The following is a 24,355-nucleotide window of genomic DNA, read 5'->3' on the forward strand; positions in this document are numbered from 1 at the left end:
ATTGGTGGTAGGGATGTGCCGTGGCCGCGCGCGGGGAGTACGCCAAGGGCAGGGCGCGGCGCGAGCAGATCCTCGCCGAGGCCGTCGGGCTGTTCGGCGAGTCGGGCTACCGGGCCGCGTCGCTGCGCGACCTCGCCGGGCGCTGCGGGCTGACGCTCGCCGGGCTGCTGCACCACGTCGGCAGCAAGGAGGCGCTGCTGCTGGCCGTGCTGGAGCAGCGCGACGCCGAGGACGCCGAGCTCGTGGGACCGGACGTGCCGCCACCGGGGGAGCAGCAGCTCGAGGCGTTGCTGGACGTCGTGCGCCGCAACACCGCCCGCCGGGGGGTCGTCGAGCTGTTCTGCGTGCTGTCGGCCGAGGCGACCTCCCCCGACCACCCCGCGCACGCGTTCTTCGACGAGCGGTACCGGCGGGTCGTCGCCACCTTGAGCGCGGCGTTCACCGCCTGCGGGCACCCCTCGCCCGCGTCCGCGGCGCGCCGGCTCGTCGCCGTCATGGACGGGGTGCAGGTGCAGTGGCTCCTGCACCCCGACGACGTCGACATGGTCGCGGAGGTGCGGGCGCAGGTGCAGCGGGAACTGGGGACCACGGCCCGCCGGTGACGTCCCGGTCCCCACAGCGCGTCGCGGGGGCTCCCCCGTCCACAGGTCCTGCCGCGCCCGGCCCCCGGGACCGCCTGCCCGCCTAGGTTTCCCGGGTGCCCACACCCCCTCCTCGCCGCGTCGCGGCGGCCCGCGCCCGCGAACTGGCGGTGCGGCAGTTCCGGGCGGCCGGAGGGGACCCCGACGACGAGTTCGGCGACGAGTTCGGGGACGGGTTCGGCGACGAGTCCGGGGACCCGGTGGGTGAGCGGACCCGACCCGGCCTGGTCGGCGAGTGGTCGCGGCGCCTGGCCGACCGCACCCCGCCGGGCTGGCGCGCGGTGCGGCTGCGCGTCGGGTCGCGCGCGGTCGCGGGCGCGGTCCTGGCCTGCCTCCTCGCGGCGGCCGGTCTCGGGTTCGCCGCGTGGCGGTCCTGGCCGGATCCCGGCGCGCAGCAGGGGGAGGCGGTGCCCGCGCGGACGGCCCCGGTCGCCTCCGGCTCCGCGCCGAGCACACCCACCCCGTCGGTGCCGGCCGGTGCCGCGCCGACCTCCGGATCGGTCGTCGTGCACGTCGCCGGGCGGGTGCTGCACCCCGGCGTCGTCACGGTGTCCGCGGGCAGCCGCGTGGCCGACGCCCTCACGGCCGCGGGCGGTCCGGCCGCCGACGCCGACCTGGACGCGCTGAACCTCGCCCGGGTGCTGCAGGACGGCGAGCAGGTCCTCGTCCCGGCGCCCGGTCAGCCGGCGGCGGCCCCGGCACCGGTGGCGGGGACCGCCGGGGCGCCGGCCGGGCGGGTGGACCTGAACGCCGCCACGGCCGCCGACCTCGACGCGCTGCCGGGGGTGGGTGAGGTCCTCGCCGGCCGGATCGTGGCGTGGCGCGAGGAGAACGGCCGGTTCACCTCCGTCGAGGACCTCGGCGAGGTGCAGGGCATCGGCCCCAAGGTGCTCGACGGGCTGCGGGACCTGGTGAGCGTGTGAGCGCGGCGGGACCGCTCGACGTGGGCCCGGACCGCGCGGTGGGACCACCACCGGTCCCCCTCGACCTGCGGCTCGCGGCGGCGGCGTCCGCCGCCTGGGGCGCCGCGTTCGCCGCCACCGGTCACCCGGACGTCGCGGGGTGGGTGCTGCTGGGCTCTGCCACCCTGCTCGTCACCGTCCTCGCCGTGCTGCTGCGCCGCGGCCGTGGCGCCCGCGCCGGTCTGGTCCTCACCGCGACCACCCTCGTCCTGTTCTCGGTCTGCGTGCAGTACAGCCGGTCCACGGCGGGCCAGGTCGAGGACCTGGCGCAGCGGCGGGTGTCGGGGGAGTTCTCCGCCGTCGTCACCGCCGACCCGCACGCGCTGCCCGCCCGCCGCGACGGCGAACCGCCGCGGGTCGTCCTCGACGTGCGGCTCACGGGGGTGGACGCGCGGGGCGCGGCGCGCGAGCTCGCCGCCCCGGCGACGGTGTTCGCGCGCGCCGACCGGTGGCAGGACGTGCGCTGGGGTGACCGGCTCGCCTTCCGCGGCCGGCTCGGCCCCGCCGACCCCGGCGGGCGGTCCGTGGTCCTCGTCTCGGCGGGGGACCTCCTCGGCACCGACCGCCCGGCGGGGGTGCTGGAGGTGTCCGAGACCCTGCGGGCGGGGTTGCGGCAGGCCGTGTCCGGGCGCTCGGCCGACGTGCGCGGGTTGCTGCCCGGGCTGGTCGTGGGGGACACCTCGGCGCTGCCGCCGGACCTGGAGGCGGCGATGCGATCGGTCGGCCTCACCCACCTCACCGCCGTCAGCGGTTCCAACACCACGCTCGTGGTGGGGTTCCTCGTCCTGGCCGCCTCGTGGGCCGGGTTCGGGCGTCGGGCCCGGCTCGTCGTGGCCGGGTGCGGGCTGGTCGGGTTCGTCGTGCTGGCCCGTCCCGAGCCCAGCGTGCTCCGCGCCGCCGTGATGGGTGGCGTGGGCATGGCCGGGCTCGCGACGGGCCGGCCGGTGCGGGGGACCCCCGTCGTCGCGGCCGCGGTGCTCGTCCTGCTGGTGGCCGACCCGTGGCTGGCGCGGGAGTTCGGGTTCGTGCTGTCGGTGCTGGCCACCACGGCCCTCGTGCTGCTCGCCCGGCCGTGGGCGGACCGGCTGACGCGGGCGGGGGTTCCGCGGGTCCTCGCGTACGCGGTCGCCGTTCCCGTGGCGGCGCAGGCGGTCTGCGGCCCCGTCGTGGCGTTGCTGCAACCGGCGGTGAACGTCGTGTCCGTCCCGGCGAACGTCGTCGTGGCACCCGCCGTCGGCCCGGCGACCGTCCTCGGTCTGGCCGCGACGCTCCTGTCCCCGGTGTGGCCGGCGGGGGCTGGCGTCGTGGCCCGGCCGGCGGGCTGGTGCGCAGCGTGGATCGCCGCGGTCGCGCGGGTCGCCGCGCGGGCGCCGACCTCGCTCGCCGTCCCACCGGGCGTCGCGGGGGCGCTCGTGGTGGGTCTGCTGACGCTGCTCGTCCTGGGCGCCGTGGCGGCCGTGCTGCGGTGGCGGCACGGTCCGGCCCGCCGCTGGCCGGCCCTCGCCCTCGCGCTGGTCCTGTCCGCCGCGCTGCTCGTGCGCTGCGCCCCGCGCTGGGGCGGACCGGCGGGTCCGTGGCCGCCGCCGGACTGGCTCGTCGTCGGCTGCGACGTCGGCCAGGGCGACGCGGTCGTCCTGCGGTCCGGGCCGGCCTCGGCGGTGCTGGTGGACGCCGGACCCGACGACGTCCTCGTCGACGGGTGCCTGGACCGGCTCGGGGTGGACCGGCTCGACGCGGTCGTGCTGACCCACTTCCACGCCGACCACGTCGGCGGCCTCGCCGGGGCCCTGGCCGGTCGCGACGCCGGGGTCGTCCACGTCTCCCCGCTCGCGGTGGAACCGGCCGCCGGGCGGGTGCGCGAACTGTCCGGGTCCACCCCGGTGGTCCCGCTCGGCGCGGGGGACACCGGCGGCGCCGGGCAGGTCACCTGGACGGTGCTCGGGCCCGAGCCGGACGTGGCGCGCGTGCGGGCCCCGGACTCCGCGCAGGTCAACGACTCCAGCGTCGTCCTGCTGGCCGACGTGCAGGGGGTGCGGGTGCTGCTGACCGGTGACGCCGAACGCGACGAGCAGCGGGAGGTGCTGGCGCGCTGGCCCGCCGGGGTCGTCGCCGACGTCGTCAAGGTCGCCCACCACGGCTCACCGACCCAGGTCCCGGCGCTGTACGCGGCGGCCCGGCCGCGGGTGGCGCTGGTCGAGGTGGGGGCGGTCAACGACTACGGCCACCCCGCCGCCTCGACGCTGGACGTGCTGGCCGCGACGGGCGCGCGGGTGCTGCGGACCGACACCGGCGGGGACCTCGCCGTGGCGGGGACGGCGGCGGCGCTGCGGACGCTGGAACGCGGACCGGACCCGCGCGAGGCCGGACGGCGGGCCCGGTACGGCAGCGGGTGAGACCCGGGCCGTCCGTGCCCGGTGCGGGGCGGCACGATGTCCGGACGGAACCACCGACAGGAGGCCCCTGTGCTCGTCCTGCACGACGTCCGCCACCCCCTCGGCGGGCCGGGGCCCCTCGACGTGGCGCTCGCGGACGGCCGCGTCGTCGCGATGGGCGCGGGCCTGGCGAGCACCGCGCCGTGGTCGGCGGCCGAACGCCTCGACGCCCGCGGTGCGGTGCTGCTGCCCGGCTTCGTCGACCACCACGTCCACCTCACGCAGTGGGCCGCCGCCCGGCGGCGCGTCGACGTCCTGAGCGCCCGGTCCGCCGCGGAGGCCGCCGAGCTCGTGCGCGTGGGCGCCGGCCCGGGGGACGACCTCGTCGTCGGGCACGGGTACCGCGACGCGCTGTGGAACTCCCCGCCGCACCGCGACGTCCTCGACGCCCGGTTCGGCGAGCGCCCCGCGGTCGTCGTGAGCGCGGACCTGCACGCCGTCTGGGTGAACTCCGCCGCCGCCCGCCGGTTCGGGGTCCAGGAGCCGACCGGGGTGCTGACGGAGGGCCCGGCGATGGAACTGCTGGCCCGCGCGAGCACCGTGGGGGACGCCGTGCAGGACCGGTGGATCGCCGAGGCCGCGGCGGCCGCGGCCGCCCGCGGCGTCACGGGCGTCGTCGACCTCGAGTACGCACCGGTCGAGGAGTGGACGCGGCGGGCCGAACCGGCCGTCCGCGTCGCCGCCGGCGTGTGGCCGGACTGGCTGGAGGAGACGATCGCCGCCGGACGCCGCAGCGGGGACGTCCTGGCGGGCGAGCGCGTCCGCGTCGGGCCCGTGAAGCTCGTCGTCGACGGGTCCCTCGGGACCCGGACGGCGTTCTGCCACGAGGAGTACCCGACCGGTGGCCACGGCGTCCTGCGCATCCCGCCCGCCGAGCTGGAGGCCTCGCTGCGGCGGGCCACGTCGCGCGGGCTGGGGGTCGCCGTCCACGCGATCGGCGACGACGCGGTCCGGGTCAGCCTCGACGCCTTCGCCGCCGTCGGGTGCCGCGGCAGCCTGGAGCACGCCCAGCAGGTCCACCCCGACGACGTGCCGCGGTTCGCGCGGCTGGGCGTCGTCGCGAGCGTCCAGCCCCGGCACGTCGTCGACGACCGCGACGCCGTCCACGTGCACTGGCCCGAGGGCGCCGGGCGCGCCTACCGGTACGCCGACCTGCACGCCGCGGGCGCCGAGCTGCGGCTGGGCTCGGACGCCCCGGTCGCGCCGCTGGACCCGTGGGATGCCCTCGCCAGCGCCGTGCACCGCACGGTCGACGACCGGGAGCCCTGGCACCCCGAGCAGCACCTGCCGTTCGACGTCGCCCTCGCCGCCGCGTGCGGGGGGCGGCGCTCGGTGTTCGTCGGGGACGTGGCCGACCTCGTCCTCGTCGCCGACGACCCGGCGGGCGCGTTCGCCGCCGGGGGAGCGGAGGCCTTGCGGCGCAGCGAGGTCGTCGCCACCCTCGTCGGTGGCGCGTTCACGCACCGGCCGGGGTGACCACGACCCGTGACGTGTCCGACGTCCGTGCGACAGTGACGCCGTGCCCACCGCCAGGAAGACCGCCGCGAAGAAGACCGCCGGTGCCGCACCCGGGATCGCCCCGCACGACCTCGCCCCGGCCCCCGTCGTGCTCCTCGCGGGCTCGGAGGAGGCGCTCGCCGACCGGGCCCTCACCGCGCTGCTGACGCGCATGCGCGAGCTCGACCCCTCCTTCGAGCGCACCGACGTCGCGGCCGCCGGGTACCAGCGGGGGCAGCTGGCGACGTGGACGTCCCCCTCGCTGTTCGACGAGCGCTCCCTCGTCCTCGTCGACGGGGTCGACGCCGCCAGCGACGCCTTCGTCGAGGACGTCCTGGAGTACCTGCGGGCCCCCGTCGACACGGTCGTCCTCGTCCTGCGCCACCGCGGGGGCAACCGGGCCAAGAAGGTCCTCGACGAGGCCCGCGCGGTGCCGGGTGCGGCGGAGGTGGCCTGCCAGCCGCTCAAGCGCGACCAGGACAAGGTCGACCTCGTCCTGTCCGACGTCCGGCGGGCCCGCCGCTCGATCGACGTCGAGGCCGCCCGCGCTCTCGTGGCGGCCCTCGGCAGCGACCTCGGCGAGCTCGCCGCCGCCGTCGACCAGCTGCTCACCGACACCGAGGGCACGGTCGGGGAGGAGGCCGTGCACCGCTACCACGGGGGCCGCCGGGAGGCGAGCGGCTTCGAGGTCGCCGACGCCGCCGTCGAGGGGCGGGAGGGGCAGGCCCTCGTCCTGCTGCGCCACGCCGAGGCGACCGGGGTGCCCGCCGTCGTCGTCGTGGCGGCGCTCGCGTCCCGGTTGCGGCAGCTGGCCAAGGTCGCCGGCGCCGGCCGGGGGCGCCCGGCCGACCTCGCGCGCGAGCTGGGGATGGCGCCGTGGCTGGTGGAGAAGGCCCAGCGGGAGGTGCGCGGCCTGTCCCCGGACGGCATGGCCGAGGCGATCCTGGCCGTCGCGGCCGCCGACCACGCGGTCAAGGGTGGCGGTGCGCACGCCGAGCACGCGCTCGAGAAGGCCGTCCGGGTGGTCGCCGCCGCCCGGCGCTGAGCGCTCGGGCGGGCCGGACGCACGGAGGGCCGGCCCCCGACGGGGACCGGCCCTCCGTGGAGGATCCGAGGATCAGGCCTTGGCCGCGGCCTTGGCGATGGCCGACTTGCGGTTGGCGGCCTGGTTCTTGTGGATGACGCCCTTGCTGACGGCCTTGTCGAGCTTGCGGCTCGCGACCTTCAGCGTCGCCTGCGCCTTCTCGGCGTCGCCGGCGGCCAGGGCCTCGCGGAACGCGCGCACGGCGGTGCGCAGCTCCGACTTGACGGCCTTGTTGCGCAGGCGCGCCTTCTCGTTCGTGAGGATGCGCTTCTTCTGCGACTTGATGTTCGCCACGTGCTCCGTCTTCCTGTTGGTCTGATCGGTGTCAGAGGGCGGTCGCTCCACCGGGGACTCCGGCGTGGGGACACCGGGAGGGACGGCGGGTGACCGTGACCTCCGCACGGAGCGAAGGCGTCCTCAAGGTTACCAGCGGTGGCGCGGGGCCGGGGACAGCCGGCCTCGACCCCGCACCGGACCCGCGCCGGACCCGCACCGGACCCGTCCCGGGCAGCCCGCCCGCCACGACACACGGGGGAAACCGGCAGGCAACTCGCGGGAAACGTGGACTTCCCTAGGGTGCGCCCCATGGGTGACGTCTTCGAGGGCTACCAGGACTCCCCGACGGGTGCCGCCGGGGGCAGGGCGGCCGACGAGATGTTCGACGGCGAGGGTCGTCCGCGGCCGGAGTGGCAGGCCCTGGCCGCCACCCTGGCCGACCTGCCGGCCGCCGAGCTGCACGCCCGCGCCGACCAGCTCGCCAGCACCTTCCTCGACCGCGGGGTCACCTTCGACTACGCCGGTGAGGAGCGGCCCTTCCCCCTGGACGTCGTCCCGCGGATCATCGACGCGGCCCAGTGGGCGCGGGTGGAGAAGGGCGTGGCCCAGCGCGTGCGGGTCCTGGAGGCCTTCCTCGCCGACGTCTACGGGCCGATGCAGGTCGTCGAGGACGGCGTCGTCCCGCGTCGCGTCATCACCTCCTCCAGCCACTTCCACCGCGCCGCCGTCGGCGTCGAGGTGGCCGGCGGCGTCCGCATCCACGTCGCCGGCATCGACCTCGTCCGCGACGAGCACGGCGACTTCCGCGTCCTGGAGGACAACGTCCGCGTCCCGAGCGGGGTGAGCTACGTCCTGGAGAACCGGCAGGCGCTCACCCAGGTGCTGCCCGAGGCGCTGCAGGCCCACCGCGTGCAGCCCGTGGCCGACTACCCGCAGAACCTCCTCACCGCCCTGCGCGCGGCGGCACCCAGCGGGATCGACGACCCGGTCGTCGTCGTCCTCACCCCCGGGGTCTACAACTCGGCCTACTTCGAGCACTCGCTGCTGGCCCGCGCGATGGGCGTCGAGCTCGTCGAGGGCCGCGACCTCGTCTGCCGCGGCAACCGCGTCTACATGCGCACCACCTCGGGGGACCGGCGGGTCGACGTCGTCTACCGGCGCGTCGACGACGACTTCCTCGACCCCCTCCACTTCCGCCGCGACTCCGTCCTGGGCTGCGCGGGCATCCTCAACGCCGCCCGCGCCGGCGGGGTGAGCATCGCCAACGCCGTCGGCAACGGCGTGGCCGACGACAAGCTCGTCTACACCTACGTCCCGGAGCTCACGAAGTACTACCTCGGGGAGGAGCTCGTGCTCGACAACGTGCCGACCTACCGCTTCGAGATCCCCGACGAGCGCGCCGAGGCGATGGACCGGTTGGGCGAGCTGGTCGTCAAACCCGTCGACGGTTCCGGCGGCAAGGGTCTCGTGGTGTGCCCGGACGCCTCGCCCGAGCAGGTCGAGGACCTGCGCCGGCGGGTGCTCGCCGACCCGCGCGGGTGGATCGCCCAGCCCGTCGTGGCGCTGTCGACGGTGCCGACGCTGGCGGGTACGCAGATGCGGCCGCGGCACGTGGACCTGCGGCCCTTCGCGGTCAACGACGGCCGGTCGGTGCGGGTCCTGCGCGGTGGGCTGACCCGGGTCGCGCTGCGCGAGGGATCCCTCGTCGTGAACTCCAGCCAGGGCGGGGGGTCGAAGGACACGTGGGTCCTGGCGGGTCCGGACACCGTCGCCGACCCCGTTCCCGACCCCGTGCCGGTCCCCGCCCCGGCCGCGCCGTCGCCGGCGGAGCAGCACCCCGTGACCGACCCGGGCCCGGGTGCCGGCTCGGACCAGGCCCAGCAGCAGCAGCAGTCCTGCGAGCGCACCACCGACCACGCGACCCGGGAGGGGTGACGCCGTGCTCAGCCGCATCGCCGAGTCGTTGTTCTGGATCGGCCGCTACGTCGAGCGGGCCGACTCCACGGCCCGCATCCTCGACGTCCACGTCGAGCGCACCCTCGCCGACCCGTGGATCGACGAGAGCGCCGTCTCGACCTCGCTGCTGTCGGTGATGGGTTCGCCCGCCGACCCCGACCGCCGCGTCGGGCGCAGGGAACTGCTGGAGACGCTCGCCCACGACCCGGTGAGCCCCAGCTCCATCACCGGGGCGCTGGGCGCGGCGCGCGAGAACGCCCGCCGGGCCCGCGAGACCGTCTCCAGCGACATGTGGGAATCCCTCAACACCACGTGGAACGCGCTGGCCTCGGGACGGTGGCGCGCCGCCAGCCCGCACCGGTTCTTCTCCTGGGTCCGCGAGCGCACCGCCGTCGTCTCCGGTCTGGTGGACGCCACGATGAGCCGGGACGACTCCTGGCAGTTCTTCGTCCTGGGCCGGTCCCTGGAACGGGCGGACATGACGGCCCGCCTCGTCGACACCCGCGCGGTGTCCGGTTCCGGCAGCCAGTGGCCGCTGCTGCTGCGCTCCACGGGTGCCTACGAGGCGTTCCTGCGCGCCTACCACGGTTCGAGCACCGGGGCGGCGGGAGAACTGCACGCCGCGGAGTTCCTGCTGCTGGACCGGTTGTTCCCGCGTTCGGTCGTCAACGCGCTGGAGACGGCCGAGGCGTGCCTGGACGCGATCGACCCGCCGCAGCGTCGCGCGGGGTACACCGAGGACGCCCGCCGCATCGTCGGGATGGCCCGCACGCGGCTGGAGTTCCAGAGCCCCGAGGACCTCCTGGGGGACCTGCACCACCAGATGAGACTGGTCACCGAGGCCTGCTCGGCGGCCTCGGAGGCGGTCGCGATGCGGTTCTTCCCCATGGCGGGGGCGGTTTCCTGGACGGCGGGGAGGTCCTGATGCGGCTGCGCATCGTGCACACGAGCACGCACACCTACCAGGGCGAGGTCATCGCCAGCTTCAACGAGGCGCGCATGACGCCGTTGACGCTGCCGGACCAGACGGCGCTGGACACCCGCGTCGAGGTGAGCCCGCCGGCGTCGGTCTCGCGCTACTGGGACTACTGGGGCACGCACGTCACGGCCTTCGACCTGCACACCCGCCACGACCGCCTCGTGACGACCGCGACGTCGCTGCTGGAGACCGAGCGGCGCACCGGCCACAGCCCGCGGCGGTCGGCGACGTGGGAGGACCTGGCGGGACCGGACGTCGTCGACTCCCTCGCGGAGTTCCTGGCCCCGACGCCGCGGACGACGGCGCCGGCGGAGGGTTTCGCCGACGCCGTGCGCGACCTCGTCGCCGGGGCCGACCCCCGCGAGGCGGCGCACCGGGTCTGCAGCTGGATCCACGACGAGGTGAAGTACGTCCCGGGCGCGACGGGGGTGCACGCCACGGCGGAGGAGTCGTGGGCCCAGCGCAGCGGCGTCTGCCAGGACCTGGCCCACCTCGTCCTCGCCGGTCTGCGCACGGTCGGGATCCCCGCCCGCTACGTCTCGGGCTACCTGCACCCCCGTCGGGAACCCGAGGTGGGGGTCGAGGTCGCGGGCGAGAGCCACGCCTGGATCGACTTCTTCGACGGGGCGTGGACGGCGTGGGACCCCACGAACGACATCCCCGTCGGGGACCGGCACGTCGTGGTCGCCCGCGCCCGCGACTACTCCGACGTCTCCCCGTTGCGGGGCGTCTACTCCGGGCCGAGGTCGACGGTCGCGGCGCAGGTGCTCGTCACGCGGGTGGCCTGAGCGGGCGATCGGGACGTCCCGGACGAGCGGGGCGGGGTGCTGCGGTCACGAGGTCGCGCGGGCCGGGTCCTGCGGGGACCGGGTGCGGCGCCGACGCAGCACCCACCACAGGGGCGCCCCCACGAGGGCCAGCGGCAGGACGAAGGGGAGCACCGCGCCGATGACGAGCGCCGCGACGCGCCCCGCCGCGCCGAGCGCGTGCCACCCGGCCGTCAGCCCGCCGACGAAGCCGGGGTCGGGGGCGGTGACGGCGGTCAGCGGGGCCCCGCGCGTGAGGTCGACGTCCACGGTGGCCAGGGCGGTCTGGTCGGCCAGGACCCGCTGCCGGGCCTGCAGCGCCTCGAGGTCGGCCTGGCGACGGGCGATCTCGCCCTCGATCGCCAGGACGTCCGGGATCGTCCTCGCCTCCGGCAGCCGGGCCCGGAAGGTCGCCAGGACCGCCTGGGCGGAGGTGACGCGGCTGTCGACGTCGGCCACCTCGGCGGTCACGTCGGTGCTGGTCGTGGTGCGGTCGGTCTCCTGGCCCAGCCCGGCGAGGTCGTCGAGGACGCCGGGGTAGGCCGGTGCGGGCACCCGCAGCGTGAGGTGCGCGGTCTCGGCACCGTCCACCCCGCCGGACCGGCTGGCCGCGACGATCCCGCCGGCCCGGACCGTGCGGGTCGTGGCGGCCTCGACCGCGGTGGGCAGGTCGCCGACGCGGACGGCGAGGGTGGCGGTGGAGACCACGGCGCGGCCCTGGGCGGCGACGTCGGTGCCGGCGAGCCCCTGCACCTCGCCCGTGGACCCGCCGCCGGACGCCGCGACGGCGTCACCGCCGGCGGCGTCCGCGTCCTGCGCGGAGGAACCCGACGAGCCCGACGAACCCGAGGAACCCGCGCCGCCACCGCTGCAGGCGGCCGCCCCCAGCAGCAGGCTCAGGGCGAGGACGGGCGCCGCCCAGCGACGGGCCGCGTGCGGTGCCGGTGCGGGGGAGGGGGTGGTGGGACGCATCGGGCACCTCCGTCGGGTGCGGTCGCCGTGACCGCAGCCCTCGGACGCCGTGGCCGCCCCCGCGGTTCCGGTGGCGCGGCCCCGTGGCGGGGGCCCACCCGTGCGACCATGGGGGCTGCCCGCCGTCCCGACCGAGAGGTGCTCCCCGCCCGTGTCCCCGAGAGCCGCCGACGCACCGGCACCCGCCGCGACCGCGCCGCCGCTGCTGCGCAACTTCTGCATCATCGCCCACATCGACCACGGCAAGTCGACGCTGGCCGACCGGATGCTGCAGCTGACCGGCGTCGTCGACGAGCGGGCCATGCGGGCGCAGTACCTCGACCGGATGGACATCGAGCGCGAGCGCGGCATCACGATCAAGTCGCAGGCCGTGCGCATGCCGTGGGACGTCGACGGCACGGCGTACGCGCTGAACATGATCGACACCCCGGGCCACGTCGACTTCACGTACGAGGTGTCCCGTTCGCTCGCCGCGTGCGAGGGCGCCGTGCTGCTCGTCGACGCCGCGCAGGGCATCGAGGCGCAGACCCTGGCGAACCTCTACCTCGCCATGGAGAACGACCTCACGATCATCCCGGTCCTGAACAAGATCGACCTGCCCGCGGCCCAGCCGGAGAAGTTCGCCGAGGAGCTGGCCAAGCTCATCGGCTGCGAACCCGACGACTGCCTGCGCGTCTCGGGCAAGACCGGGGTCGGCGTCGACGTCCTGCTCGACCAGATCGTCCAGCAGGTTCCGGCCCCGGTGGGCGACCCGGACGCCCCGGCGCGGGCGATGATCTTCGACTCGGTGTACGACACCTACCGGGGCGTCGTGACGTACGTCCGCGTCGTCGACGGCAAGCTCGCCCCGCGCGAGCGCATCGCGATGATGTCGACGCGGGCCACCCACGAACTGCTGGAGATCGGGGTCAGCTCCCCCGAGCCGACCCCGTCGCAGGGCCTGGGCGTCGGTGAGGTCGGGTACCTCATCACCGGGGTGAAGGACGTCCGGCAGTCCAAGGTCGGCGACACCGTCACGAACGCGCAGAAACCCTCCGCGCAGGCCCTCGGCGGGTACCGCGACCCCAAGCCGATGGTGTTCTCCGGCCTGTACCCCATCGACGGGTCGGACTACCCGCTGCTGCGCGACGCGCTCGACAAGCTCAAGCTCAACGACGCCGCGCTGACGTACGAACCCGAGACGTCCGTGGCGCTGGGTTTCGGGTTCCGCATCGGGTTCCTCGGCCTGCTGCACCTGGAGATCGTGCGCGAACGCCTCGAGCGCGAGTTCAACCTCGACCTCATCTCGACCGCGCCGAGCGTGCCGTACGAGGTGACGCTGGAGGACAAGCGGGTCGTGGAGGTGACGAACCCCTCGGAGTTCCCCGAGGGGAAGATCGCCGAGGTCCGCGAACCCGTGGTGCGCGCGACGATCCTCGCCCCGTCGGACTTCATCGGCGCCATCATGGAGCTGTGCCAGCAGCGCCGCGGTGACCTGCAGGGCATGGACTACCTGTCCGAGGACCGCGTCGAGATGCGCTACCGGCTGCCGCTGGCCGAGATCGTCTTCGACTTCTTCGATCAGCTGAAGTCCCGCACCCGCGGGTACGCCTCCCTCGACTACGACGTGGACGGTGAGCAGGTCGCGGACCTGGTGAAGGTCGACGTGCTGCTGCAGGGCGAGCAGGTCGACGCGTTCAGCCAGATCGTGCACCGCGAGAAGGCGTACGGCTACGGCGTCATGATGGCCGGCAAGCTCAAGGACCTCATCCCGCGCCAGCAGTTCGAGGTGCCCATCCAGGCCGCCATCGGGGCCCGGGTCATCGCCCGCGAGAACGTCCGCGCGATCCGCAAGGACGTCCTGGCCAAGTGCTACGGCGGTGACATCACCCGCAAGCGCAAGCTGCTGGAGAAGCAGAAGGAGGGCAAGAAGCGGATGAAGATGGTCGGGCGGGTCGAGGTGCCCCAGGAGGCCTTCATCGCCGCGCTGTCCTCCGACGCCGCGGGCGACAAGGCGAAGGACAAGAACGCCAAGAAGTGAGGCGCGGGGTGCCGCCACCCCGGCCCGCGCGGTCTGACCACCCCGGTGGTGGTCGACCGCGCGGTGGTCAGCGGCCCGCCGGGGACGGGGGGCCGTCGGGGACGCGGGCTCCGCTGCTCGCCGTGATGCGGGCCTCCAGGGGAGCCGGCAGCCCGTCGAGGTCGACGGGCTCGCCGGCCAACCACGTCTCCAGCAGGCCGACCTCGACGGCGCTCAGGTCGCCGAACCACGCCACGAACCCGACCTGCGGTGAACTCCACCGGTACTCGAAGCCGATGCCGACGGACGTCCCGGGCGGGTTCGCGCCCGGGTGGGTGCGCAGGAGGACCTGACGTTCCGCGCGCCGGACGACGCGACGCGCGCGGTGCTCCAGGCCCGGCTGGTCGGCCGGGACCAGGATCCAGGTGTGGACGACGGGGGAGGGGTCCACGGGGTCTCCAGGGGGTCTCGGGGGCTGGGGTACTGTCATCCTAGCGATAATGGTTCTCATTGGAGGTGTCTGTGCCCCGGCTCCAGGTCACGATCGTGACGTCCGTCCACCCGTTGCCCCGAGACCTGACGACGGCCGCCGTCGTCTGCGACGTCCCCGACGCGGTCGTGCTCCGGTACGACCTGGGGGCGGAGGGTCTGCGCCGGGTCGTCAGCGACTTCGGGGGCCTGGTCGAGGACGTCCGGGTCCCGCTGGAGCACGCCTGCCTCGGGTGTGCCCAGCGCGAGGAGATCGTCCCGACGGTGGCGGCGATCGCCGCGAACGAGCGCTGGTCCACCCTCGTGCTCGCCCTGCCGGTCGGTGGCGACCCCACCCCGGTCGTGGCCGCGCTGACGGCGGCCCCCGAGCTGCAGGACGTCGCCGTCCTCCGCGGCGTGGTCGCCGCGGTCGACGCGGGGCAGCTGGTCGACGACCTCCTGGGTGAGGACCTGCTGTCCGAGCGCGGCCTGGGGCTGGGCGAGGACGACGAGCGCGCCGTGGGGGAGGCGCTGGCCGAGCAGCTCGCCGAGGCCGACGTCGTGCTGACCGACGGCGTCGCCGACCGGCGCGGCCGCGACCTGATGGCGCACGTGTGCGGTCCGCGGGTCCCCGTCCTGGGTCTGGAGGGGGTCGACCCCCGCGTGCTGACGATGCCCTGCGGAGGTGAGGTGCGCTCGGCCGCGCGCGCCGATCCGCTGACCGCCCGCCGTCACCCCGTGACGGACACGGCGCAGGTGTGGACCCTGGAACTCGTGTCGCCGCGCCCGTTCCACTCCGCCCGCCTGCTGGAACGCATCGAGGACCTCGGTGCCGGCCGGTTGCGGGCCCGCGGGACGTTCCGCATCACGACCCGCCCCCACGTGGTGTGCGCGTGGGAGGGCGCCGGGGGTCAGCTCAGCGTCGGGGAGGTCGGACCGTGGAGCCCCGGCGACCGCGGGACGCACCTGGTCGTCACCGGCACCGACTGGGGTGAGCGCCGGCGGATCCAGCAGGCCTTCGCCGAGGTCCTGGCCACCCGGGAGGAGGAGCAGGCGGTCGCCGCCACCGTCGGTGTCGAGGACGGTTTCGAACCCTGGCTCGGCGACCGCGACGCCCACCTCCTGCACGACCCGCTCGAGGTCGAGTGAGCGCCCCGGGCGTCCTCCCCGCAGGTCCTGCGTCCCCTCAGCGCCGGTGCCCCGAGCACGGCGTCGACGGGCCCGACCCCCTCGGGAGGGCGACGCACGTGATCACGTGATCGCCGCTGTCGAGCGTCACCTCCTGCCACCTCCGTGGGCGAGGGGCGCCGGTGACCGGTGCGCGGCCGACCCACGCCAGCGTGCCGTCGTCGCGGACGTCGACGCCGCGGGGATCGAGGGTCAGGCCCGTCCCGAGGGCCTTGAACAGCGCCTCCTTGCGGGTCCACTGCCGGGTGCGCCACCAGGAGCGCTCCTGCACGTCCACGCCCGCCAGCCGGCGCCGCTCGGCCGGGTGCAGCGCGATGTCGTCGAACCCCGGGAACTCCGTCCGCCCCAGGGGTTCGGCGTCCACCCCGACTCGGGCGCCGACGGCGCCGAGGGCGGCGACGACCTGCCCGGAGTGCGTGCTCGACAGGTGGACGGTGCGGTCGCCGAGGACGGTGGGGCGACCGTGGTCGCCCGGCCCGCAGGCCGGGCACACGCGCACGAGGCGCACGTCGCCGGGGTGGAGCCCGCACAGCCGGCCCGCGACCTCGTGCAGCAGCACGGCCGCCGTCAGGCGTCGGGACCGGTCGACGTCGCGGTGCGACCGGTCGGCGCGGTGGACCTCGCCGACCGGCAGCCAGTCCGGGACGTCGGGCACGGGTGGTCGGACCAGGACGTGGACGCCCATCACCTCGGGCTCACCCCGAGCCGACGTCGGCCAGCACCGCTGCCCGGTCGATCTTGCCGATCGCGGTGAGGGGGAGCCGTTCGCGACGGACCACGGCGTCGGGGACCTTGTAGGCGGCTACGCCGCGCTCGGCGAAGAACACGGCGATCGTCCGGCGGTCGGGGACGCCGGCGCCGCCGACGAGCACGGCCACGGTGCGCTCGCCGCGCTCGGGGTCCGGCACGGCCACGACGGCGGCCGCCGTGATCCCCGGGTGGGCGAGCAGGTGACCCTCGACCTCCGCGGGGGAGATCTTCTCCCCGCTGCGGTTGACCAGTTCCTTGGCCCGGCCGACGACGACGAGGTGGCCGCTGGGCAGCCGGCGCACGAGGTCACCGGTCCGGTAGAACCCGTCGGCGGTGAAGCCGTCCGTGCCCGCCGGGGCGGCCAGGTAGTCCCGGATCGTCGCCGGACCGCGGGTGAGCAGGTGCCCGGGCGCCCCGTCGGGAACGCCGTGGCCGGCGTCGTCGACGACGCGGATCTCGTCCCACTCCGACAGCGGACGGCCCTGGGTGGTGGTGACGAGGTCGTCGGGGTCGTCCAGCGCGGTGTAGCAGTTCAAGCCCTCGGCCATGCCGAACACCTGCTGCAACCGGGCGCCCAGCAGGCCCTGGACGCCGGCCGCCGTCGTGTCGTCCAGCCGCGCCCCGCCCACCTGGACGACGCGCAGCGACGACAGGTCCTCGACCGGGCCCGTCGGTGCGAGCCGCTCGTCGAGCCACGTCGCCAGCAACGAGGGCACCGCCGCCGTGTGCGTCACCCCGTGGCGGGCGACGAGGCCGAACACCGTCGCCGGGTCGGGGGAGGGGGCCACGACGACCGTCGCCCCGACCGCGACCGCGCCCACCGTCCCGGGGGAGACGAGGGTGAAGTTGTGCGCCACCGGCAGCGCCGCGAGGTAGGTCGAGGTCGCGTCCAGGCCGGCGGCGTCCGCGCTGGCGACGGCGTTCCAGGCGTAGTCGTCGTGGGTGCGGGCGATGAGCTTGGGGGTTCCCGTGGTCCCACCGGACAGCAGGACGAGCGCGGTGTCCGACGGTTCCGGGCCCGGCCCACCGGGGCCGGTGACGTGAGCCGCGGGACGACCACCGATCTCGAGGTCGGACAGGGTGCACCAGCCGTCCCGGCCGTCGTCCTCGGGGCCGGCCAGGTCACCGGCGACGACGACGGTCCGCACCGACGGCACGTCCTGCTGCACCGCCCGCGCCAGGGGGCGGTGGTCGAAGCGGGCGTGCACACCGGGGACGACGAGCGCCACGGCCTGCGCGGCGCGCGCGACGGCCGTGAGCTCGGTGCGCCGGTGCGCGGGCAGCGCCAGGACGGGGACGACCCCGGCGCGGGCCAGCCCGAACAGGACGGGCAGGAACTCACCGCCGCTGGGCAGCTGGACGACGACCCGCTCACCCCGGTCCAGACCGCGGGACCGCGTTCCGGCGGCGATCGCGTCGACCCGGCGGTCCAGCTCGGCGTAGGTCCAGCGCCGCCCGCCGGCCACCACGGCGGTGCGGTTCGGGTGTTGTGACGCGCTGTCCCGCAGCAGGTTCCCGAGAGTCCGTCCCGTCCACAGGCCGGCGGCCCGGTAGGTCGCGGCGGCCACGCGGGGGTCCTCGAAACCCGAGACGTCGACGGTTCCGGGGCGGCCGGCGGGGGGAGGGGGGCTGGTGGTCCGGATCGAGGGTGTGGTTGCATGGCCTTTTCGCATACGAGAATCATTATCAGAAACGAGCTCATGACGACAGCGCCCGTGGACCGATCTGCGTCGCTCACCACAGAGCTGACGACCCAGGTGCGCGAAACCCTCGGCGTCGACGACCTCGACCCCGACGAGGACCTCTTCGCCGCCGGCCTGGACTCCCTCACCCTGATCCGCCTCGTCCAGCGGCTGCGGCGGACGGGGTACGACACGTCGTTCGAGGAACTCGCCGGGAACCCGACGCTCACCGCCTGGAGCCGGCTGCTGGGTGAGGCCGCACCACGACCGCGGCCGAGCGTGCCCGCCACCGCCGCGGAGCTTGCGGAGGAGTTCGAGCTCGCCACGCTGCAGCACGCCTACTGGGTCGGCCGGGACCCCGAACAACCCCTGGGCGGAGTGGCGGCCCACTTCTTCACCGAGTTCGACCGACCCGCCGGGGAGGGTCTGGACCCCGGACGCCTGGAGTCCGCGGTGCGGGACGTCGTCGCCCGCCACCCCATGCTGCGCACCGTCGTCCTCGACGGGTCCCGCCAGCGCACCGGGGCCCCCGACGTGTGGCCGGGACTCGTCGTGCACGACCTGCGCGAGCACGCGCCGGCGGAGGTCGAGACCGAACTGGAGGTGCTGCGCCGGCGGCTCACCCACCAGCGGCTCGACGTGGCGGCCGGCCACGTCCTGGACGTCCACCTCAGCCTGCTCCCCGGCGGGGCCTCCCGGGTCCACGTCGACCTCGACATGATCGCCGCCGACGCGCTGAGCCTGCGCGTCGTGCTGGACGACCTCCGCCGCCGCTACGCCGGGCAGGTGCTGCCGGACCTGCGGTACGACGTCCGCCGGTACCGGGCCGACGCGGAGCGGACGCTCGCGCCGGACGTGGCCCGCGACCGCGAGCACTGGCGGTCCGTGCTGGCCGACCTGCCCGACCCGCCGGAACTCCCGCTCAGCCCCGCTGCCGCCGGTGTCGACCCGACCCGCTCCCGCCGGCTGCACCACCACCTCACCGCGGCGGAGGTCTCGGCGCTGCAGCACCACGCCCGCCGCCACGGGGTCACCGTCGCCGCCGCCCTGGCGACCGCCTTCGCGGAGGCCCTGGCCACCACCACGTCGTCCCAGCGGTTCCTGCTGAACCTCCCGCTGTTCCACCGCGCCCCCGTCGACGCAGAGGTCGACGCGCTCGTGGGTGACTTCACCAGTTCCGTGCTCCTGGACACCGACGTCAGCCGGCACCGGGAGTTCGGCGAACAGGCCCGCGGCGTGCAGGAACGGTTGCGCACCGCCGTCAGCCACGGCGCGTACTCCGGGGTCGAGGTCCTGCGCGACCTGGCCCGGCACCGGGGAATCCCGCAGGTCATCGCCCCGGTGGTCTACACCAGCGCCATCGGCCTCGGAGAACTGTTCACCGGGCCGGTCCGCGCCGCCCTGGGAGAACCCTCGTTCATCATCTCGCAGGGGCCGCAGGTCGTCCTCGACGCGCAGGTCACCGAACTCGACGGCGGGCTGCTGCTGAACTGGGACGCCCGGGCCGAGGTGCTGCCCACGGGCCTGCTCGAGACGGCGTTCGCCGGGTACGTCGACCTGGTGCGCGGTCTCATCGACGGCACGGCCTGGAGCGTCCCGTTCGACCCGCGCAGCGACCACCCCGCCGGTCCCGGGAACCTCGACCGCCGCGACGAGACCCCCGGACCCCGGACGCTGCACGAACGTTTCTTCCAGCACGCCCGCCGCGCACCGGACGCGACCGCCCTGGTCGAGGAGACGGGGGAGCACGTCCCCTACGGCGAGCTCGCGGACGACGCCCTGCGCATCGCCGGGTACCTCACCGCCCGGGGTGTCACCCGGGGGACGACGGTGCTCCTCGACCTGCCCCGCGACCGCCGCCAAGTCGCCGCAGCCCTCGGGGTGCTGGCCGCCGGGGCGGCCTACGTCCCGCTGGGGGCCGCCTGGCCGCAGGCGCGACGGGACGCCGTCCGGGCCTCGGCCGCCGCGAGCGCCGCGCTGGACCCGACCACCCTCGCAGCGGCCCTCGCGCACGCACCGCTGACGGCGAGCGTGGACGTCGCACCCGAGGACCTCGCCTACGTCCTGTTCACCTCCGGCTCGACCGGGGAACCGAAGGGGGTCGAACTGCCGCACCGCGCCCCCGCCGCGACCCTCGACGCGCTGAGCGCCGACCTCGGTCTCGGGCCGGGGGACCGGACGCTGGCGCTGGCCGACCTCGAGTTCGACATGTCGGTGTTCGACCTCTTCGCCCCGCTGTCGGTCGGTGCGGCGGCCGTCCTGGTGTCCCCGGAGCGTCGGCGGGACGGAGCGGCGCTGGCCCGCACCGCTGTCGGCCACGGTGCGACGGTCGTCAACTGCGTCCCGGGACTGCTCGACGCGCTGCTCGCCGGGGCGTCCGGCACGCCCCTGCCCCGGCTGCGCGCCGTCCTGCTCGGCGGGGACCGGATCGCCCCCGCCCTCGTGGGCCGGCTCGCCGAGCTCGCGCCGGGGGCGCGCTTCCTGGCGCTCGGGGGGATGACCGAGGCCGCCGTGCACTCCACGATGCACGAGGTCCGCGGTCCCGACGCCGTCGACCCGGGCTGGACCTGCGTGCCGTGGGGGACCCCGCTGCCCGGCGTCGCCTGCCGCGTCGTCGACCCCCGCGGGCGTCGACGTCCACGGGGCGTCGCCGGTGAGCTCGAGGTCGCCGGCACCGGGCTCGCCCGCGGGTACCGCGGCCGCGCGGACCTCACGGCGGAGCGCTTCGTCCAGGACGAGCGGGACGGGGGTCCAGAGGCGGGCCGGTGGTACCGCAGCGGTGACGTCGTCGTCGAGACGGGGGACGGCCGCCTGGGCTACGTCGGCCGCACCGACGGCCAGGTCAAGGTCCGCGGGGTGCGGATCGAGCTCGGCGAGGTCGTCGCCGCGCTGGAGGCGCAGCCCGGCGTGGAAGCCGCCGCCGCGGTCCTGCTCACCGAACCCTCCCCGGCCGTCGGTGCCGTCGTCGTGGGGCGCGACCTGCCCTCCACGGCGGGACTCGCCGCCGCGGCGGGCCTGCGTCTACCCGCTGCGGCCGTTCCGCGCACGATCCTGCCGGTGCAGACGATCCCGTTGACCCGCAACGGGAAGGTCGACGCGGACGCCGTGCGGCAGCTGCTGACCCGACCGGCCGGGACGGACCTCGCGCGGCGGACCCCGGTCCGCACGCCCGCCGAACGGGCCGTCGCCGCCGTCTGGTCGGACCTGCTGGGCGCGGCCGACCCGGCCCGCGAGGACGACTTCTTCGTGCTCGGGGGTGACTCCCTCCTGGGGACCCGGTGCCTGGCCGCGCTGCGCGCCCGGGGTCTCGACGGCCGCCTGCGCGACCTGTTCCAGGCGCCGGACCTCGCGGGTTTCGCGGCGCGGCTGGTGCGCGGCGACGGGCCGGTCCCGGTGGTGGTGCCCGCCGACCCGCGGGGACGGTTCGCACCGTTCGAGCTCACCGACGTCCAGCGCGCCTACCTCACGGGCAGGGACCCCGAGCTGCCGCTGGGCGGTGTCGGGACCCACCACTACACCGAGTACGACGGCGTCGACGTCGACCTCGACCGCGTCGCCCGCGCCTGGGACGCGCTCGTGCAGCGGCACGACATGCTGCGCGCCGTCGTCGTCGCGGACCCCGACGGCACGCCGCGCCAGCGCGTCCTGCCGCACGTGCCGCCGACGCGGATCCCCGTCGTCGACGTCACCGACGCCGACGAGGCGACCGTCGAGGCCGCGCTGGCGGGGTTGCGGGCGGACCACTCGCACTGGGCCGGCGATCCGGCCCGGTTCCCCCTGCACGCCCTGCGGGCGGTGCGGTACTGGCGGGCGGGCCTGGTGCGCACCCGCACGGCCGTGAGCCTGGACTACCTCGTCCTGGACGCGACGAGCATCCTGCTGCTGCACGCCGAGCTCGACGCCCTGTGCGCGGGGCGCTCGCTGCCGGAACCGGCCGGGCTGACGTTCCGCGACTACCAGCGCCACGTCGGGGCCGAGCGCGGTTCCGCGGACGCCGAGGCGTACTGGGACCGGCGCAGCGCCGAACTGCCCCCCGCACCCGACCTGCCGACGGCGCTGGACCCGACGACGGTGCGGGCCCCCCGCACCGCGCGGCGCGAGTTCGTCCTCGACGCCGACCGGTGGGACCGGTTGCAGGAGAACGCGCGGCGGCACGGGCTGACCCCGTCGGCGGCTCTGCTGGACTGCTACGCGCAGGTGCTGGGTGCGTGGAGCGGGCAGGACGCCCTGAGCCTGACCCTCACGGTGTTCGACCGCCGCGCCGTCCACCCGGACGTCGACCGGGTCGTCGGTGACTTCACCTCCCTGGCCCTGACGTCCTGGCACGCGGACCCCCGCGCCGACGGCAGGACGGGACGCGTGGCGCGCATCGCGGCCCTGGCCCGCCGGCTCGCCGAGGACCTCGACCACCGCGGGGTCCCGGCCACCGAGGTGCTGCGACGCCTGGCCCGTCGCGAGGGCCGACCGCTGCCGGTCCCCGTCGTCTTCACCAGTTCCGTCGGACTGAGCGGCGGCGCCGCCGGACCCGGCGGGGCCCAGGGCGCACTGGGCCGCCGGGTCGCGGGTCTGTCGCAGACCCCGCAGGTGCTGCTGGACGACCAGGTGCTCGAGGTGGACGGGGGCGGGTTGCTCGTGGCCTGGGACGCCGTCGAGGAGGTGTTCCCGGCCGGGGTCCTGGACGGGATGTTCGAGGTCCACTGCCGCCTCGTGGAACACCTCGCCGAGACCGCCGACTGGGACCTCGACCTCGCACCGGACGGCCTGCTGCCCGCCGACCAGGTCCGCGTCCGGCGCGCGGTCGAGGCCGCCGCGGCGCAACCCCGCACCGGCGGGGCCGCCCGTGCCGCCTCCGCCCACGGGCCCCGCCTGCACGACGGGTTCTTCCACCGGGCCCGGCAGGACCCCGGACGACCCGCCGTGCTGGCCGCCGGCACCACCTGGACCTACGCCGAGCTGGCCGACCGGGCGCTGCGCGTGGGGGCGGCCGTCCGCGGCGTCCTCGGAGCGCGCGGTGCCGCGGAGGAGCTCGTCGCGGTCGTCCTGCCCAAGGGGCCCGAACAGGTCGCCGCCGTCCTCGGGGTCCTCGCCGCCGGCGCGACCTACGTCCCGATCGGCGTCGACGTCCCCGACCGGCGGCGCGAGGAGGTGCTGGCCCGGGCCGGGGTCCGCGCCGTCCTCCACCCCCCGGGCAGCGCACCGGGGCCGGTGCCGGGCCTGGACGTCCCCGCGGCCCTGACGCACGACCCCCTGCCCGGGCCGCTGCCCGGTGACCCGGGGTCGCTGGCCTACGTCATCCACACCTCCGGTTCCTCCGGGGTCCCCAAGGGCGTCGAGATCACCCACCGCGCCGCCGTCGCGACCGTCGCCGAGGTGGCCTCGCGCTGGGACCTCGGCGAGACCGACCGGGTGTTCGCGCTGTCCGCCCTCGACTTCGACCTGTCGGTGTTCGACGTGTTCGGCGCGCTCGCCACCGGCGGCGCCCTCGTCCTGCCCCACGAGGACGAGCGGCGCGAGCCGTCCCGGTGGGCCGAACTCGTGGACGAGCACGCCGTCACGGTGTGGAACTCCGTCCCCGCCCTCCTCGACGTCCTCCTGCGGACCCGGGACGGGGCGTTCGGCTCCCTGCGCCTGGCGCTGGTCTCCGGCGACTGGGTCGGCACCGACCTCGCCGGCCGCCTGGCGGCGGCCACCGCCGGTCGCGGGCGGCTCGTCGCCCTCGGCGGCGCCACGGAGGCCTCCGTCTGGTCCAACGCCCACGAACCCGACCCCGCGAGCGCCGCGGAGCTGACGTCGGTCCCCTACGGGCGGCCGTTGCGCGGTCAGCGGTTCCGCGTCGTCGGTCCCGGCGGGCGGGACTGCCCCGACCTCGTGGCGGGGGAGTTGTGGATCGGCGGTTCCGGGGTGGCCCGGGGCTACCGCGGCGATCCCGCACGCACCGCCGCCGCGTTCGTCACCGCCGCCGACGGCGAGCGCTGGTACCGCACCGGCGACCGCGGCCGGTACCTGCCCGGCGGGGTCCTGGAGTTCCTCGGCCGCCTCGACGGGCAGGTCAAGGTGTCCGGTCACCGGCTGGAGCTGGGCGAGGTGGAGGCCGCGTTGCTCGCCGACGAGCGGGTGCTCGCCGCCGTCGCGTACACCGTCGGTGGGCGGGGGGCGCGGACGTTGCGCGCCGCGGTCGTCCCGAGCGACCCGGGGGCGCTCCCGCCCCACGAGGTCGCCTCCGTGCTCGGGGCGCTCGCCGACCGCCTGCCCGGGTGGGCCGTCCCGGCCGCCCTGGACGTGCTCGGGACCCTGCCGCTGACCGCCAACGGCAAGGTGGACCGGGCGCGGCTGGCCGGGACGGCCCTCGCCGTCCCGGCAGTGGGGGACGAGCTGCCCGGCGGGGACGTCGACGACGCGACCCGGACCGTGGTCGCGGCGTGGACGGCCGAACTCGGCCGCGGCCCCGCGTCGGCGACCGAGAACTTCTTCGCCGCCGGTGGCGACAGCCTCACCGCGCTGCGCCTGGTCGCCACCCTGCGCGGCCGCACCGGCCGCGTCGTCGAGGCCCGGCAGTTCCTGTCGGCCCCGACCGTGGCCGGGCTGGCCGCGACCCTGCGCCGCGCCCCCGCGACCCCCGACGAACCCGGCACCGAGACCGGAACCCTCTGAACCACCCTCCCG

The 24,355-nt window shown here is 76.1% G+C and carries 16 protein-coding genes; 11 read left to right on the forward strand and 5 right to left on the reverse strand.

Features of this window, described 5'->3' with window-relative positions; all coding sequences use genetic code 11:
* Window positions 1-20 precede the first annotated feature (20 nt).
* The 5 genes from AB2L28_RS07335 to holA all read left to right on the forward strand — a co-directional run bounded on the left by AB2L28_RS07335 (window position 21) and on the right by holA (window position 6,577).
* The gene (locus AB2L28_RS07335; RefSeq protein ID WP_370718094.1) at window positions 21-602 is read left to right on the forward strand and encodes a TetR/AcrR family transcriptional regulator; all 582 of its coding nucleotides are present in this window, start codon (window positions 21-23) and stop codon (window positions 600-602) included.
* 95 nt (window positions 603-697) lie between these two features.
* Complete coding sequence (locus AB2L28_RS07340) at window positions 698-1,564, forward strand: ComEA family DNA-binding protein (RefSeq protein WP_370718095.1); 867 nt, start codon at window positions 698-700, stop codon at window positions 1,562-1,564.
* Window positions 1,561-3,996, forward strand: a complete 2,436-nt coding sequence (locus AB2L28_RS07345) for a ComEC/Rec2 family competence protein (protein ID WP_370718096.1) — start codon at window positions 1,561-1,563, stop codon at window positions 3,994-3,996. The genes AB2L28_RS07340 and AB2L28_RS07345 overlap by 4 nt, the downstream gene beginning before the upstream one ends.
* Window positions 3,997-4,065: 69 nt before the next feature.
* A complete protein-coding gene (locus tag AB2L28_RS07350; protein ID WP_370718097.1) occupies window positions 4,066-5,511 on the forward strand; it encodes an amidohydrolase in 1,446 nt (481 codons plus the stop codon).
* Window positions 5,512-5,554: 43 nt separating this feature from the next.
* Window positions 5,555-6,577: a DNA polymerase III subunit delta gene (holA, locus tag AB2L28_RS07355; RefSeq protein ID WP_370718098.1), complete on the forward strand. Its 1,023-nt coding sequence runs from the start codon at window positions 5,555-5,557 to the stop codon at window positions 6,575-6,577.
* Window positions 6,578-6,649: 72 nt separating this feature from the next.
* Here the strand turns inward: holA and rpsT are convergent, their stop codons facing one another.
* Window positions 6,650-6,910, reverse strand: coding sequence for a 30S ribosomal protein S20 (gene rpsT, locus AB2L28_RS07360; RefSeq protein WP_370718099.1), 261 nt, complete (start codon window positions 6,908-6,910; stop codon window positions 6,650-6,652).
* A gap of 291 nt (window positions 6,911-7,201) precedes the next feature.
* On the opposite strand from rpsT, the gene AB2L28_RS07365 reads away from it, so the two are divergent.
* The 3 genes from AB2L28_RS07365 to AB2L28_RS07375 are packed head-to-tail and all read left to right on the forward strand — an operon-like array spanning window position 7,202 to window position 10,615.
* A complete protein-coding gene (locus AB2L28_RS07365; RefSeq protein ID WP_370718100.1) occupies window positions 7,202-8,827 on the forward strand; it encodes a circularly permuted type 2 ATP-grasp protein in 1,626 nt (541 codons plus the stop codon).
* Window positions 8,828-8,831: 4 nt separating this feature from the next.
* Window positions 8,832-9,773 carry an alpha-E domain-containing protein gene (locus tag AB2L28_RS07370; RefSeq protein WP_370718101.1) on the forward strand — a complete coding sequence of 314 codons (942 nt, stop codon included), beginning with the start codon at window positions 8,832-8,834 and terminating at the stop codon, window positions 9,771-9,773.
* Complete coding sequence (locus AB2L28_RS07375; RefSeq protein WP_370718102.1) at window positions 9,773-10,615, forward strand: transglutaminase family protein; 843 nt, start codon at window positions 9,773-9,775, stop codon at window positions 10,613-10,615. The genes AB2L28_RS07370 and AB2L28_RS07375 overlap by 1 nt, the downstream gene beginning before the upstream one ends.
* A 45-nt stretch (window positions 10,616-10,660) precedes the next feature.
* Here the strand turns inward: AB2L28_RS07375 and AB2L28_RS07380 are convergent, their stop codons facing one another.
* The gene (locus AB2L28_RS07380) at window positions 10,661-11,605 is read right to left on the reverse strand and encodes a DUF4349 domain-containing protein (RefSeq protein WP_370718103.1); all 945 of its coding nucleotides are present in this window, start codon (window positions 11,603-11,605) and stop codon (window positions 10,661-10,663) included.
* Window positions 11,606-11,756: 151 nt separating this feature from the next.
* Between AB2L28_RS07380 and lepA the strand changes: the two genes are divergently transcribed.
* Window positions 11,757-13,625, forward strand: a complete 1,869-nt coding sequence (gene lepA / locus AB2L28_RS07385; protein ID WP_370718104.1) for a translation elongation factor 4 — start codon at window positions 11,757-11,759, stop codon at window positions 13,623-13,625.
* Window positions 13,626-13,692: 67 nt separating this feature from the next.
* On the opposite strand, the gene AB2L28_RS07390 is transcribed toward lepA, so the two are convergent.
* Entirely contained in the window at window positions 13,693-14,055 is a 363-nt protein-coding gene (locus AB2L28_RS07390; protein WP_370718105.1) for a hypothetical protein, read from the reverse strand.
* A 71-nt stretch (window positions 14,056-14,126) separates the two neighbouring features.
* On the opposite strand from AB2L28_RS07390, the gene AB2L28_RS07395 reads away from it, so the two are divergent.
* Window positions 14,127-15,221 carry a CobW family GTP-binding protein gene (locus AB2L28_RS07395; RefSeq protein WP_370718106.1) on the forward strand — a complete coding sequence of 365 codons (1,095 nt, stop codon included), beginning with the start codon at window positions 14,127-14,129 and terminating at the stop codon, window positions 15,219-15,221.
* Between the two features lie 37 nt (window positions 15,222-15,258).
* On the opposite strand, the gene AB2L28_RS07400 is transcribed toward AB2L28_RS07395, so the two are convergent.
* Both AB2L28_RS07400 and AB2L28_RS07405 read right to left on the reverse strand, forming a co-directional pair.
* Window positions 15,259-15,945, reverse strand: a complete 687-nt coding sequence (locus AB2L28_RS07400; RefSeq protein ID WP_370718107.1) for a 4'-phosphopantetheinyl transferase family protein — start codon at window positions 15,943-15,945, stop codon at window positions 15,259-15,261.
* 10 nt (window positions 15,946-15,955) lie between these two features.
* The gene (locus AB2L28_RS07405; RefSeq protein WP_432525672.1) at window positions 15,956-17,578 is read right to left on the reverse strand and encodes a (2,3-dihydroxybenzoyl)adenylate synthase; all 1,623 of its coding nucleotides are present in this window, start codon (window positions 17,576-17,578) and stop codon (window positions 15,956-15,958) included.
* Window positions 17,579-17,725: 147 nt separating this feature from the next.
* Here AB2L28_RS07405 and AB2L28_RS07410 point away from each other — a divergent pair, with 147 nt between their 5' ends.
* Complete coding sequence (locus AB2L28_RS07410; protein WP_370718109.1) at window positions 17,726-24,343, forward strand: non-ribosomal peptide synthetase; 6,618 nt, start codon at window positions 17,726-17,728, stop codon at window positions 24,341-24,343.
* Window positions 24,344-24,355 lie beyond the last annotated feature (12 nt).

The organism is Kineococcus mangrovi (genome assembly GCF_041320705.1).
Taxonomy (GTDB): Bacteria; Actinomycetota; Actinomycetes; order Actinomycetales; family Kineococcaceae; genus Kineococcus; species Kineococcus mangrovi.